The 13833-nt window shown below is 69.3% G+C and carries 14 protein-coding genes; 10 read left to right on the plus strand and 4 right to left on the minus strand.

Features of this window, described 5'->3' with window-relative positions; genetic code table 11:
* Positions 1 to 4: 4 nt before the first annotated feature.
* The 9 genes from ACYQOP_RS18745 (at position 5) to ACYQOP_RS18785 (ending at position 8590) form a co-directional block, all read left to right on the plus strand.
* Positions 5 to 982: an ABC transporter ATP-binding protein gene (locus tag ACYQOP_RS18745; RefSeq protein ID WP_461223426.1), complete on the plus strand. Its 978-nt coding sequence runs from the start codon at positions 5 to 7 to the stop codon at positions 980 to 982.
* Entirely contained in the window at positions 979 to 2184 is a 1206-nt protein-coding gene (locus tag ACYQOP_RS18750) for an ABC transporter permease (protein ID WP_461223427.1), read from the plus strand. Before ACYQOP_RS18745 ends, ACYQOP_RS18750 begins: the two co-directional genes overlap by 4 nt.
* Before the next feature lie 181 nt (positions 2185 to 2365).
* Positions 2366 to 3910, plus strand: coding sequence for a phytoene desaturase family protein (locus ACYQOP_RS18755; protein ID WP_461225382.1), 1545 nt, complete (start codon positions 2366 to 2368; stop codon positions 3908 to 3910).
* Between the two features lie 59 nt (positions 3911 to 3969).
* The gene (locus tag ACYQOP_RS18760) at positions 3970 to 4722 is read left to right on the plus strand and encodes a lysophospholipid acyltransferase family protein (protein ID WP_311274599.1); all 753 of its coding nucleotides are present in this window, start codon (positions 3970 to 3972) and stop codon (positions 4720 to 4722) included.
* Positions 4719 to 5873: a glycosyltransferase family 2 protein gene (locus ACYQOP_RS18765; RefSeq protein WP_461223428.1), complete on the plus strand. Its 1155-nt coding sequence runs from the start codon at positions 4719 to 4721 to the stop codon at positions 5871 to 5873. Before ACYQOP_RS18760 ends, ACYQOP_RS18765 begins: the two co-directional genes overlap by 4 nt.
* Positions 5874 to 6184: 311 nt before the next feature.
* Positions 6185 to 6361: a hypothetical protein gene (locus ACYQOP_RS18770; protein ID WP_461223429.1), complete on the plus strand. Its 177-nt coding sequence runs from the start codon at positions 6185 to 6187 to the stop codon at positions 6359 to 6361.
* 135 nt (positions 6362 to 6496) lie between these two features.
* On the plus strand, positions 6497 to 7792 hold the full coding sequence (gene oxlT / locus ACYQOP_RS18775; protein WP_056425573.1) for an oxalate/formate MFS antiporter: 1296 nt from the start codon (positions 6497 to 6499) through the stop codon (positions 7790 to 7792).
* Between the two features lie 210 nt (positions 7793 to 8002).
* A complete protein-coding gene (locus ACYQOP_RS18780) occupies positions 8003 to 8200 on the plus strand; it encodes a hypothetical protein (protein WP_056425576.1) in 198 nt (65 codons plus the stop codon).
* A 222-nt stretch (positions 8201 to 8422) separates the two neighbouring features.
* On the plus strand, positions 8423 to 8590 hold the full coding sequence (locus ACYQOP_RS18785; RefSeq protein WP_156467719.1) for a hypothetical protein: 168 nt from the start codon (positions 8423 to 8425) through the stop codon (positions 8588 to 8590).
* A 102-nt stretch (positions 8591 to 8692) separates the two neighbouring features.
* On the opposite strand, the gene cutA is transcribed toward ACYQOP_RS18785, so the two are convergent.
* Positions 8693 to 9013: a divalent-cation tolerance protein CutA gene (gene cutA / locus ACYQOP_RS18790; protein WP_461223430.1), complete on the minus strand. Its 321-nt coding sequence runs from the start codon at positions 9011 to 9013 to the stop codon at positions 8693 to 8695.
* A gap of 86 nt (positions 9014 to 9099) precedes the next feature.
* On the opposite strand from cutA, the gene ACYQOP_RS18795 reads away from it, so the two are divergent.
* A complete protein-coding gene (locus tag ACYQOP_RS18795) occupies positions 9100 to 9870 on the plus strand; it encodes an NAD kinase (protein WP_056425585.1) in 771 nt (256 codons plus the stop codon).
* Positions 9871 to 10067: 197 nt separating this feature from the next.
* On the opposite strand, the gene ACYQOP_RS18800 is transcribed toward ACYQOP_RS18795, so the two are convergent.
* From ACYQOP_RS18800 to ACYQOP_RS18810, 3 genes are all read right to left on the minus strand, one after another.
* Positions 10068 to 10961, minus strand: coding sequence for an EamA family transporter (locus ACYQOP_RS18800; RefSeq protein ID WP_461223431.1), 894 nt, complete (start codon positions 10959 to 10961; stop codon positions 10068 to 10070).
* Between the two features lie 67 nt (positions 10962 to 11028).
* Positions 11029 to 12684, minus strand: a complete 1656-nt coding sequence (locus ACYQOP_RS18805; protein ID WP_461223432.1) for a DUF2336 domain-containing protein — start codon at positions 12682 to 12684, stop codon at positions 11029 to 11031.
* Positions 12681 to 13820: a lytic transglycosylase domain-containing protein gene (locus tag ACYQOP_RS18810; RefSeq protein ID WP_461223433.1), complete on the minus strand. Its 1140-nt coding sequence runs from the start codon at positions 13818 to 13820 to the stop codon at positions 12681 to 12683. Before ACYQOP_RS18810 ends, ACYQOP_RS18805 begins: the two co-directional genes overlap by 4 nt.
* Positions 13821 to 13833 lie beyond the last annotated feature (13 nt).

A 13833-nucleotide genomic window follows, 5' to 3' on the forward strand; every position in this document is an offset into this window, starting at 1 on the left:
CAGGATGAGTCCGGGACAGGAGCCCCTGGTCATGGTCCGGGGCGCCGTCCTCGCCTATCGCGGGCAGCGGGTCCTGCGGGGCGTCGATTGCCGGATCGAGGCCGGCGAGACCCTCGCCCTGCTCGGCCCGAACGGCGCCGGCAAGAGCTCGCTCATGCGCATCGTGGCCGGACGATTGCCGCCGGAGAGCGGCACCGTGCGGATCGCCGGCGCCGATCCGTTCCGTGAGCGCGAGGCACGGCGCGCCATCGGTTGGGTGCCACAGGAGATCGCCCTCTATCCGCGCCTCACCGTGGCGGAGAACCTCTCCGTCTTCGCGCAGCTCTCCGGGATCGGCCGGCGCGAGCGCAAGGCGGCGGTCCAGGCCGCCATCGATCTGGCCGATCTCGGCGAGGTGGCGCGGCGTCCGGTGGGCCACCTGTCCGGCGGCTACCAGCGCCGGGCCAATATCGCCGCGAGCCTGATGGCGCGGCCGCGCCTCGTCCTCCTCGACGAGCCGACCCAGGGAGTGGACCTGCACGCGCGCGCCGCGATCCATGCGGTGCTCGCGCGCCTGCGAGAACAGGGCGCCGCGATCCTCATCGCCACCCATGATTTCGCCGAGGCCGAACGCCTCGCCGACAGGGTCGCCATCCTGGCGGACGGGCGGCTCATCCATGAAGGCCGGCTCGCCCTCCTCCTCGAACGCATCCGCGCGGAAGTGCCCGAACACGAGGTGGCGCTCACCAATCCCGCCGGCCCGGACGCCGTGGCGGCCCTGCGCCGGGCGGGATTCACGCCCATCGATACCGGACTGACCTGGAGGGCGAGCCACAGGGCCGGGCTCGACGGGACCGCCCTCCTCGTCAGCCTGCGGGCGGAAGGCGTGCCGGTGGGGGAAATCCGCATCCGCGCGCCGGGCCTGGACGCGATCTATCGCGAGGCCCTCGACCGCGCCGGGCCGGACCGGCCCATGCCCCTCTGCACGGGACACGAGGCATGATCACCGCCGCCTTCCGGGTGATGCTGATCAGCCTTCGGCGCGACCGCGCCGCCCTGGTCATGGCCTTCGTCCTGCCGACCGTGATCTTCATGATCTTCGCGGCGATCTTCTCGGGCGCCATCGGCGACCGGATCCGCATCCATCTCGGTCTCGTCGACCTCGCCCGCACGGCAACCACCGAGCGGCTGATGACGGCCCTGGAGGCCGACACCTCCCTGCGCATCGAGCGTCTGAAGGCCACCGATCTCGCCGGGGCGACGAGCGCGGTCCGGCGCGGGGAGGTGGACGCCGCCCTGGTCCTGCGCGGCGACCTCGACGCGCCCGTGGCCGGAGCCCCGCCCGAGGCCGCCCAGCCCGTGGTCCTCATCGAGAACCCCGCCCGGGCCCTGGCCACGCCGATCGCGCTCGGCCAGTTGCAGCGCATCCTCAACGAGGCCCTGCCCGACGTGGTCCTCGCCCGGATCGTCGCCGACGTGGAACGGTCGGGCAAGATCGGGCCGGACGAACGCGCCTTCCTCAACTCGGCCTTCGCCGAGCAGCGCACCCGCAAGGAGCCGTTCTCCTTCGCCTCCCTGGTGGAACGCCAGAGCACCGCCTCGGGCAGCACCAACGAGCGGGTGAGCTATTATGCCGGCGCCATCACCGCCGTATTCCTGCTGTTCGCGGCCATGCAGGGAGCGATGTCCCTGGTGGAGGAGCGGCAATCGGGCCTCGCCGACAGGCTCATGGCCGGGCCCGGAGGGCTCGCCGTGGTGGTGGTGGGGAAGTTCCTGTTCCTGGTGATCCAGGGCGTGGTCCAGGCCGGGCTGATCTTCGCCGCCGCCGCCCTGGTCTACGGGGTCGAGATCGGCCCGCACTGGCCGGCCTGGATCGTCACCTCGTTCCTCGTCTCGGCCATGGCGGCGGGGTTGGCGCTCGCCGCCTGCGCGGCGGCCAATACCCGCCAGCAGGCGCATCTCGCGTCCACCTTCGGCGTTCTGCTGCTCTCGGCGGTGGGCGGCAGCATGGTCCCACGCTTCCTGATGCCGCCCTGGCTGCAGCAGGTCGGCTGGCTCACCCCCAACGCCTGGGCGATCGAAGCCTATCAGACGGCGCTCGGCGAAGGCATGGCCGCGGCCATGCCGGCCTGGGGGGTGATGATCACCGTGGCGGCCTTGGGCCTGGTGGCCGCGGTGGGGTTGGTGGCGCGCCGGGTGGTGTGAGCCTGCGGGCGTCACCTCGAACCCGAAACTGGCCGGCCCGAACCTCCAATCCCCGCTCTCGGCCTTGTAATGGGCAATAACTCCGGCGGCGCGACCGGTTAGCGCGTTGACCGCGCGGCGATCCGGTCTAGCTTCACCCGTGAGGCGCGGCATCGGCCGGGCCCAGGGAGTGACGATGAACATGCGGATCGGGTCTTCGGTCGCCGTGGTCGGCGCAGGGTTGGGCGGCCTCGCGGCGGCCTGCGTCAGCGCTGCGCGCGGCCACACGGTCACTCTCTACGACAAGAACGATTGGCTCGGCGGCAAGGCAGCGGTGTTGCACGAGGGCGGATTCCGCTTCGACATGGGCCCGACCATCCTCACGGTGCCGAAGGTGCTGGAGCGCATCTTCCAGGAGGCCGGCCGCAACATCCACGACTATCTCGACCTGCGCCGCCTCGATCCGCAATGGCGCTGCTTCTTCGACGACAACACCCATCTCGACCTCATGGCCGACGTGCCCACCATGGCCGCCGACATGGAGCGTTTCGCGCCCAATACCGGCGCCGGTGAGGGCTACAAGAAGTTCCTCGAAATCTCCGAGCACCTGCACGACGTCTCGAACAAGTTCTTCTTCTGGAAGCCGGTGGAGGATCTGTTCGACACGATCAACATCCGCGCCAACATGAATCCCGGTACCCTGCGGGACGTGCTTTCCCTCCGCATGGGCTCGTCGGTTGCCGGCACCATCCGCTCGAAGGTCAAGGATGCGCGCCTCGCGCAGATGCTCGACCATTTCGTGCAATATGTCGGCTCGTCCCCCTATGGCGCGCCGGCCGTGCTCTGCGCCATCGCCCACATGCAGACCGCCGAGGGCGTCTGGTACCCGATGGGCGGCACCCGCGCGGTGGCCGAGGCGCTGACGAAGCTGGCCTCCGAACTCGGTGCCACCCTGCGGCCGGGCGACGAAGTCACCGGGCTCGCCATCGAGAAGGGCACGGTGAAGGGCGTGAAGACCGCCGCCGGCATCACCCCGTTCGACGCGGTGATCTCCAATATGGATTCGGTGCGGACCTACCGCGAGCTCGTCGGCGGCGATGTCGGCAAGGCCTACGAGAAGAAGAGCTTCGAGCCGGCCTGCTCCGGCGTGGTGCTCTATCTCGGCCTGAACAAGCGCTACGAGCACCTGAACCACCACGATTTCGTCTTCTCCCGCGATCCGGAGGAGGAGTTCGACTACATCTACCGCAAGGGCGAGCCGGCCCCGGACCCGACCGCCTATCTCGCCGCCCCCTCCTCCACCGACCCGTCGGTGGCTCCCGAAGGAGGCGAGGCGCTCTACGTCCTCGTCCACACGCCCTACCTGAGGCCGCACCACGACTGGTCCAAGATGTTCCCGGCCTACCGCCAGGTCATCCTCGACAAGCTCAAGCGCACGGGCAACATGCCGGATCTCGAAGAGCGCATCGTCGTCGAGCGCCATCTGACGCCGCAGGACATCCACGAGCGCTACAAGGTGCTCAACGGGGCGATCTACGGCCTCGCTTCGCACGGCAAGTTCATGGGCGCGTTCAAGCCGGGCAACCGCTCGCGGCAGGTGCGCGGCCTGTATCTCGCCGGTGGCGCGGCCCATCCCGGCCCCGGCATGCCCATGGTGATGATGTCGGGTTGGATCGCCGCCGACGCGCTCGATTCCGACGCTCGGCAGGGTGGGGCGGCCGGTAGCGAGGTACGGCAGAGCGCGTGAGGCCGCCGGCGTCCCCGGCCCGACCGGCTCCCCGTCATTCGCCGCTGATCTGGCGGTTCATGGTCGGGTATTTCGACCGCTTCCTGCGCCGGCACATGAACGCGCTCCGGCTCGCCCGCTGGGGCGCGCCGGATTGCGCCGGTCATGCCGGCCCCATCGTCGTCGTCCTCAACCATCCGTCCTGGTGGGACGCGGCCGTGGTGATCCTCCTGGCCGGCCGCCTGTTTCCGGAACGGACGAGCCACGCCCCGTTCGATGCGTCGGCGCTGGAGAAATACGCGGTCTTCGGGCGAATCGGCGCGTTTCCGGTGGATCTCGAGTCGCTGCGCGGGGCGGCGCAGTTCCTTGCCCATTCCCGCGTGATCCTCGGCGCGCCCGGACAGATGCTCTGGATCACGGCGCAGGGACGCTTCGTCGATGTCCGCGCCCGCCCGCTCGACCTGCGCGCGGGTGTGGCGAGACTCCCCGAGATCGCCCCGGACGCGCTGTTCGTGCCCCTGGCCCTGGACTACGCCTTCTGGGAAGAGCGAGGCGCTGAAGCCTTCGCGGCCTTCGGCACGCCGGTGCGGGGTGCCGACCTCCTCGCCCTGCCCCGGCCGGAGCGGCTGGCCCGGATGGAGGCCGACCTGACCGCCACCCTCGACCGGCTCTCCGCGGACGTCGTCGCCCGCGAGCCCGACCGCTTCACGACGCTGACCTCCGGCGGCAAGGGTATCGGCGGAATCTATGACGGCTGGCGCCGGATGCGGGCTATCCTCACCGGTCGCCGCTTCGACCCCGCCCATCGCCCCGAGGGAGACAGAGCCCCGTGACCCTCGTCCTGGCGCTCGTCGCCCTCGCCTTCGCCCTCCTCCCCGCCATCCTGGCCTGCGCGAACCTCATCGCCTTGCGCACGCCGGAGCCGGAAGCGGCGCAGGACGGGCTGGTCTCGATCCTGATCCCCGCTCGCGACGAGGAGGGCACCATCGTCGACACGGTGCGGGCCGCGCTGGCGAGCACCGGCATCGCCGTGGAGGTGCTGGTGGGGGACGACCATTCCACCGATGGCACGGCGGGCCTCGTCCGCGCCCTGGCGGAGACCGATCCCCGGCTCCGGCTGGTCCCCGTGCCCGCCCTGCCCGAGGGCTGGACGGGGAAGAACCACGCCTGCGCTGCCCTCGCGGCCGAGGCGAGGGGCGGGCAGCTCCTCTTCATCGACGCGGACGTCTCCCTCGCGCCCAGTGCCGCGGCAGGGCTCGTCGCCCATGCCCGCGCCACCGGGGCCGCCCTGGTGAGCGCCGTGCCGCGTCAGATCATGCGCAGCCTGGGCGAGCGGCTCACCGTGCCGATGATCAATTTCCTCCTCGTCGGCTACCTCCCCGTGCCGATGATGCGCGCCTCGCTCCGTCCGGCACTCGGCGCCGCCTGCGGCCAGCTCGTCCTCATCGACCGCTCCGTCTACGGTGAGACCGGCGGCCACGGCGCCATCCGCGGACTCCTGCATGACGGCGTGTTCCTGCCCCGGATCCTGCGCCATGCCGGGCATCGGACCGACCTCGTGGCCGGGCACGCGCTCGCCACCTGCCGGATGTACCGGAACCTCGCCGAATCCTGGGCCGGCTTCTCGAAGAACGCCCATGAGGGTATGGCCACGCCCCGTGCCCTCCCCGTCTGGACGCTGCTCCTGCTCGCGGGTCATGTCCTGCCGCTGCTGCTCGTTCTCGCCGCCGCCTTCGGCCTCGCGACTCCGACGGCCGGGCTGGTGGCGCTCGCTGCCCTCGTCGTGTCGCTCGCCACCCGCGCGGCGATCACCCTCATCACCCACGAGCCGGCCGCGACCATCCTCCTCCACCCGCTCGGTGTGGTGGTGGCCCTGGCGATCCAGTGGAACGTGCTGCTGGACCCCAAGCGCGCCGGAGCGGCGGTGTGGAAGGGGCGGAGCTATCCGGTGAAGGGGACGAAGACGCCCCATTCCCAGCCGTAGGCGAGGCCGGGTTTTCAAGCGGTACCGTCGCCTGTCGGCTGTTCCCCAGCTGACCGGCCGCACACAGGATTTCTATCCCCGCGACCAAAGGATCGGCCCGGCATCACGACGACGCGTCGGCTGAACCGGAGACCGCCGGAGCGTGGAACGAAGTATACCAAGTGTTTGTTTTTTTTGACGTAAATATCAAAAAACTCTTGGTTTTATAATTTATGCAGATCGAATACTCGGATCTACGCGGCACGACATTGTCTACCCCGACAGGGATCCGATCATAGCCTGCCCGTGCCGGTCAAACAGCTCGGAATGCGATGGCTTCGATCTTCTGCCTTCCCGTCATCGTCGCGGCCAAGCCGGTGAAATTATTTTTCCCGACTGTGGTGGATGAAAAATCCTGCTCATCCGTGAGGCGCTTCGGAGCAAAATTTCGCGAATTCTGGATGAATCCTCTTGGGATCATGCATTATGGTGCTTGCAAGCCAATCTGATATGCCAAATACTGAATACCAGCCAGCGACCTCTGATCTCGACGATCACTTGCCGCGGCCAAGGAAGCCGATGCGCTGGGGTGCCTCGACCACCAAGCCTTCAAGTATCCATGTCCATGATCAGGGAGAAAGCTCATGGCGACGTCCGTGACCGCGCCCATAGCGGTGCAACCTTCAAAGCGGTGGCTCCAACTTATTCTCGGCGTTGCCTGTATGGTCGCCGCGGCGAACATCCAGTACGCCTGGACTCTGTTCGTCCCGGAAATTCAGAAGACGTTCGGCTGGGACCGCGCCGCGATCCAGGTCGCGTTCACGATCTTCGTCGTGGTGCAGACATGGCTGACCCCGATTGAAGGCTATTTCATCGACAAATACGGCCCGAGCCGGGTCGTGATGTTCGGTGGTCTGATGACCGGCCTCGCCTGGGTCATCAACTCCTACGCCACCTCGCTCACCGGCTTCTATCTCGGCTCCGTGGCGGGCGGTATCGGTGTGGGCTGTGTCTACGCCACCTGCATCAACAACGCCCTGAAATGGTTCCCGGACAAGCGCGGCCTCGCGGTCGGCCTGACGGCGGGCGGCTACGGCGCCGGCTCGGCCCTCACCATCCTGCCGATCGCCAGCATGATCTCGCACGGCAGCTACGCCCAGGCCTTCTTCATCTTCGGCCTGATCCAGGGCGCGGTCATCATGCTGGCCGCCATCGGCCTGCGCTCCCCGGCCAAGGACCAGGTCATCTTCTCGACCAAGGTCCTGCAGACCCGGCGCGACTACACCCTCGGGGAAGCCCTGCGCACGCCGGTCTTCTACGTGATGCTGCTCATGTTCACCTGCACGGTCACCGGCGGCCTGATGGCCGTGGCCCAGCTCGGCGTCATCGCGCAGGATCTCGGCGTGAAGGAGTTCCAGGTCAACCTGTACTTCTTCGCCATGGCGGCCCTGCCCTTCGCACTGATGCTCGACCGGATCATGAACGGCATCTCGCGGCCGCTCTTCGGCTACATCTCCGACCGGATCGGGCGTGAGAAGACGATGTTCATCGCCTTCACCATGGAGGGTATCGGCATCGTCGCCCTGGGTTACTTCGGCTCGAACCCCTGGGCCTTCGTGATCCTGTCGGGCATCGTGTTCCTGGCCTGGGGCGAGGTCTACTCGCTGTTCAGCGCCACGGCCGCCGACACGTTCGGCTCCAAGCATATCGGCAAGATCTACGGCGTGCTCTACTGCGCCAAGGGTTTCGCCGCCCTGTTCGTCCCGGTGGGCAACCTGCTGATGCAGGCCACCGGCACCTGGGCGACGGTGCTGTACACCGTGGCGGTCATGGATCTCTTCGCCGCCTTCCTGGCCGTGGCCGTCCTCCGGCCGATGCTCAAGCGCCACCACGTCGCCAACGGCTCGGTCACTCCGGCGGGCGCCCTGGCCCACGCCTGATCCCCGGCTCGTCCCGCCCGACCGGCGGGGCGAGCCCGGCACGACCGAAGGAGCCGATGACCGGCTCCTTCAGCGACCGGCCTCGATGGCGCCCCTCCGAGGAGCGCCATCTCCGGCCCGGCACACGGTGCGCCATCCTGTCCGCCGCCCCCGTGTTGCCCCATGCGCCGTCATGTCCAACTCTGCTCGGCTACCGCCGGAGTGCCCGAGATGAACATCGCCGCCATCCTCGCCCTACAGAGCATTCCGTTCGCGGCCCTGGTGCTCGCCACGGCCGGTGCCAACCGCGACCTCTTCGCGGTGCTGTATGTAGCGGCCTTAGGCCTGACCTTATCGATCATCATCTTCGGCGACGGCTATCATGCACTTCCGCTGATGCCCGGCGTGTCCGGCGGCAACCATCGCTGAGACGCCCACCGTCAGGTTACCGGCACCGGAACGGCGCCCCCCGTCGCATTCCCGACACTCACGCACCTTCCCGATGACCGGCTGGCCCCTCGTGCGACCGCAGAGTGGCCTTCATCCGCAGATCCGCGTCCGGAACATAACCGTCATACGGAATGTGATATACCAAACACCATGGTGCGGTGCGATATAGGCTTCATTGCAGTTGCAAGAGAGGCTCCCTTCATGATCGCTCTGTTCATCCTCGGCCTCGCCGCCGTCGCCGTCGGCCCTGCTTTGGCGCTGCTCACGGACCGCCCCGAATCGGCTGAGCCGGTCTCCAACACGACCTCGGCCGGCATGTTCGTTGCCATCAACGACAACGCCCAGGCCTCCTACCGTCTGGCCGCCTGAGCCGAGGCCGATCGATCGGCACCCGTCCAGTACCGGTTCCCCCCGCCAGGCTGAGCCGAGGCGGGGTTTTTCATGCCCGGCGGGAGAGTGACCGCACGCGCCTCAACCGCCGGTCTCGCCCAGGATCCACGCCGCAGTGGCGGCATCCGCCCCGCTCGTAGCCAGGTGCAGGATGATCGGCGTCTCGTACGGGTGGCGCTGTTTCAGCGCAGTCGCGAGGTCGTCTGCGAGCCCCTCCCGGGTCTTGAGGATGGCGACGACCTCGTCGCCCCGCTCCACCGCGCCCTTCCAGGCATAGACCGACCGCATTCCCGGCAGGACGTTGACGCAGGCGGCGAGCCGCGCGCGCACCAGTTCCTCGCCGATGGCGAGCGCCGTCTCGGCATCGGGAAAGGTGGTGTAGACGAGAAGCGGACGCTCCATGCTATGGGTCTCCCGGTCTGCGGCCTGTTCCGAGCGGAATGAGGCGCGCGGTCGAGCCCGGCGTCAACACGAGCGGACGATCACCCATGGCGCGGCGCTTCCAGAGGATCGCCTTCATCGCGAGCCCCACCGCCGATGCGCGCGGTGCGGCGGATACGCTGATGCGGCGCTACGACAGCGTCGCCCCCGAAGAAGCCGACGTGATCGTGGCGCTCGGCGGCGACGGGCTAATGCTGCAGGCGCTGCACCGCTTCATGCTGGCCGGCATACCGATCTACGGCATGAACCGCGGCACCGTCGGCTTCCTGATGAACGAGTACCGTGAGGACAACCTCCTCGAACGGCTGGAGAGCACCAAGCGCAGCACCATCCACCCGCTCATGATGGAGGCGGTGGACGTGGAAGGGCGCCGGCACACGGCGCGGGCCATCAACGAAGTCTACATGCTGCGCCAGACGCACCAGACCGCCAAGCTCAAGATCTCGGTGGACGGACATGTGCGCCTGCCCGAGCTCATCGCCGACGGCGTGCTCTGCGCGACGCCCGCCGGCTCCACCGCCTACAACCTCTCGGTGGGCGGTCCGATCCTGCCCCTGAATTCTCGGCTTCTGGCGCTGACACCGATCTCGGCCTTTCGCCCCCGGCGCTGGCACGGAGCCCTGCTACCGGATCACGCCCGCATCCATGTGGAAGTGCTCGACGCGGCGCATCGCCCGGTGGCGGCAGTGGCCGACCACACCGAGTTCCGCCGGGTCTGCACCGTGGAGACCTGGCTCGACCTCAAGACCGACCTCACCCTCCTCCACGATCCCGGCCACAGCCTGGACGAGCGGATTCTTCGCGAACAGTTCGGCTGATACGCCGGCGGCATATACAGGAACGCCCGCAAGAGCTCGGGGACGGGACACGGCCTTTCCTGCCGCGATCGGTGCGTCTCGCGTGAGCGTACCTGTCACAACCAGCGCCTTTTCCAGTCGTCTCAAGTGTCAGCGCTCATCTCATCAGCCGCGAGAATAAAATCTCGCAAATACCTGCATCACATACGTTTTCTCGTTCATGCCGATCGGTTCGGATCCGCCCGCTTCGCCCGGTAGGCGCCAATCGTACTGCCCACCGAGGCCGTCATGATGCAGGCGATGGCCGCTCCCTGCAGGGGCGTGAGACGCTCCCCGAGGATGAGGTAACCGGCGAGCGCGCCGCAGACCGGCTCGAGACTGAGCAGGATGCCGAAGGTCTGGCGCGGCAGGCCCCGCAGCGCCACCATCTCCAGGGAATACGGGATCGCGCTCGACAGGATCGCCACGGCGAGGCCGGCCACGACGATGGAGGGCGAAAGCAGCGCCGTGCCCGCGCCGGCAATGCCGAAGGGCAGGATGACCAGGGCCGCCACGCTCATGCCGAGGGCGACCGCCTGCCCGCCGGGCAGGTGCCCCGCCCTTTGGCCGACGAGGATGTAGAGCGCCCAGCACAGGGCGGCGCCCAGCGCAAAGGCGACGCCGAGGGGATCGAGGCCGGCGCTCGCCCGATCCAGGGGCAGCAACAGGCAAAGGCCGAGCAGAGCGAGCACCACCCAGACCAGATCGACGGCGCGCCGCGACGAGGCCACCGCCACCGTGAGAGGCCCGACGAACTCGATGGCGATGGCGAGCCCCAGCGGGATCGTCCGCAGGGAGAGGTAGAACAGCAGGTTCATGCAGCCGAGCACGAACCCGTAGAGCACCACCACACCGGCAGCGCGACGGCTGAGCGACCGGCGCCAGGGCCGCCATACGGCGAGCAGCAGCACCGCCGCCAGGGTGACGCGGTAGGCCGAGGTGCCCTCCGCGCCGATGACCGGGAACAGCTGTTTGGCGAAGGAGGTGCCGATCACGAGGGAGAGTATCGAGCCTACCAGGGCAGCCACGGGGGCGAGGCCGGAAAGAAGGGCTCTGGTGTCGGTGCCTGTCATGCCGCCCTCATAGCCGGATGAGGGCGAAGGGGCGACGGCAGGCGGAGGCCGGTCGCACCCCGTCGGGTCAGGCTGCCAGACGCATTCGGTCGCGGTCGGCGCGGTAGCTGGCGATCAGGGCGCCGGGGATCGCATCCAGGATCGCATCGGCCTCGTGGGTCGGCGATACGCCGATTTCGATCCGCACGGGGTCGGGTACGATGTCGAATTCCGGCTGGGACACGACGATGGAGGGCACGTCGATCGTCACGAGGTCGTGGCCAGTCAGATCGATCGGCGCGGCGGCGAGCGGGTGGACCTGCGCCCTCGCCTCGCGCACACTCGCCCTGAGCCCGTCGGACAGGGCATCGAGCACGGATTCCATCGCCTGCCCCTGCTCGATGGTGACGGCGTCGATGCGGACGGGCTGGAGGGCCAGCGGCACGGGTTGGGCCGGCCGGGGAGAGACGAGCTGCTGCGCCAGGCGCCATTCGGCGTCGAGGATCTGCATTCGTGTCCGGGGCTCCCGGCTGGCCATTTCCTCCATGGCCTTGGCTGCGACGCGGGCCTCCTCGCGGGCGGCCTCGGCCTCGTAGCGAGCCAGAAGCGCGACGACGCTCTGCGCCTCGGCGAGCGGCATGGTCTCGCAGGCGGTGAGGGCGCGTTCGATCATCCGGCGCGACAGGCTGGCATTCCCGGGCTTGGCTTGGCTGGTTTTGGCTTGGCTGGTTTTGGCTTGGCTGGTTTTGGCTTGGCTGGTTTTGGCTTGGCCCGGCTCGGCCTGGAAACCGGCCTCGCGCCAGGCCGAGAGCGCGGCGACGAAGGCGGGCAGCAGGACGGGCGGCAATCCGGCGCGGCGGTGGAGGGCCGCGAAGCCCGAGGCGGAGGGGTCGTGCATCAGCCCAGCCACGCGGTCGGCCTTCAGGCCGGTGAGATCGGACAGCGCCGCCTCCGCGAAGGCCATGCGGCCCGACAGGATCGCCCGCAGGATCAGGCCGGCATTGAGCTGTTCCCGGATGCGGAGATGGCTCACGAGGCGCGCGAGATCCGCCCCGTCGGCACCGGCGCTTACCTCCAGGGTGCTGCGCTCCAGGGCCTCGCGGCTCGCCCGCTCCCCGCGCGCCGGGGTGAGCCAGCCCGAGGCGATGGCGAAGGCCGAGAGCGATGCCGCCACACGGGCGGTGACGGCCTGCCGCACTTCGAGGGGCAGGTCGGCCCGTAGCGTCAGGGCGTTCCTGAGGCCGGCATCGCCGCCGTGCCGCTCCACCATGCGCAGCAGACTGCCGGTGGTGATGCGGGCGCTGCGGTTGCGCACAAGGGTGGTGAGCGAAGGGACGCCGCCGATCTCGGCCATGGCGCCGGCCACCGCGTGGGAGAGGCCGAGCCGGGCGGCGATGGCGGTGCGGGTGGTCTCGCAGCCGACGGCGATGCCGTCGACGAGATCCTCATCGGTCAGGACGGAGGAGCGCCGTAGCACAAGGGCGGCGATGTCGGGATGGTCGCCCGCCAAAGCCACGACCAGCGAGCGGGGTGCAGTCGCGCAACCGGCGCAGGCCTGCGCCAGGGCCCGACGCACGGTGAGGGCCGGATCGTCGAGAAGCGCCAGGATCGCCGATTGCGCGTCGCGCGCCGCCCCGGCATCGAGGCCGCCATAGAGATAGGCCCGGGTCAGCGCCGCCGCGGCCTCCGCGCGACGGTCGATGGAAGCGTCACGGGTCCAAAACAGGAATTGGCGGATGATCATTGACCGCTCCGGGTCGCGAAGAGTGAGAGATCGAGAGGTTTGGAGGCGAAGGGTCCGGCCGACGGGGCGGCGGCAGTGAATTCGGCGGGCCGGCGCGGGGGCAGCGGTGCGCCGACGAGGGCGGTGGCCGTGGCGGCGGTGGGCGAGGCCGTCGCCGCGACCTTCGCCGGCTCCGCGGGGATTGCGGCCGTCACGGAGGCCGTCTCTCCCGTCCCGTCCGAGCGCGGGAAATAGGTCGGCGCGCTGCGCGTCGGCTCCGGCGACGGTGACGTGGCCCTGCCCTGCCAGAGGCGGGCGACCCCCTCGGACATCGCCCCCTGGCGCTTGTCGGTCTGGAACAGGGCCCGCAATCCGCCGCCATCGATGGCCGCATAGGCGGAGACGGGATCGGTGGTGGAGGCCGGCTCGGCTGCGGCACCCGTCAGGGCCGTGGGAGCGGGCCGCGACGCGGATTGGCTGGCGGACAGGAGCGCGTAGAGTTCGGCGGCTCCACGAGGGCGGCCGGTCTTGTCGTAGAACAGGCTCCTGTTGGCGGCGGCCGCCTCCGGCATGTCGAGGGCGGCGGCGCGCGCCGGACTCGCCTGGGCGGTGCCGATCAGGGTCGCCGCCCCCCGTGCACCGAGAACATGGGCGGCGTAGAGATCGCCGCCGGTCGGCTCGCGCCCGAGGGCGGCGGTGAGCGCCTCGCCGTTGCGCTGGGTCAGGGCGCCCGCCAGGGTGGCCGCCACCGCAGGGTCACGGCGCAGATCCAGGATGGTCTGGCGGGTGGTGGCGTCCTCGACCGCATAGGTGCCGTTGGGCCGGGCGGTGATGGCGTCGGCATAGGCCGAGAGGCCGAGCTTGGGCCCCGCATTCTTCATCGTCCCGAGCCAGGTCTGTTCGATGAATTGAAACAGCCCGGTGGCCGAGGACGTGGCGGCCTTGGCCGACGGGTCGAGGGAGGATTCTCGCTTGGCCGTGGCGAGAAGGTAGTCGAATTCGGTGCCGGTGCTGCGCGCGCCGCTGCGGATCGCATCGACCACGCCCGCCGAAGCCGATCCGGCGGCCGTTCCCGTGGTCGCCCCGTTCCGCGTGCCCGCGTCCCGGCCGAGGCCGGTCTCGCGAGTGCTGGCGGGGGGCGTCGTGAAGAGGAACATGACCGTCCGGCTG

The organism is Methylobacterium sp. CM6247 (genome assembly GCF_054817925.1).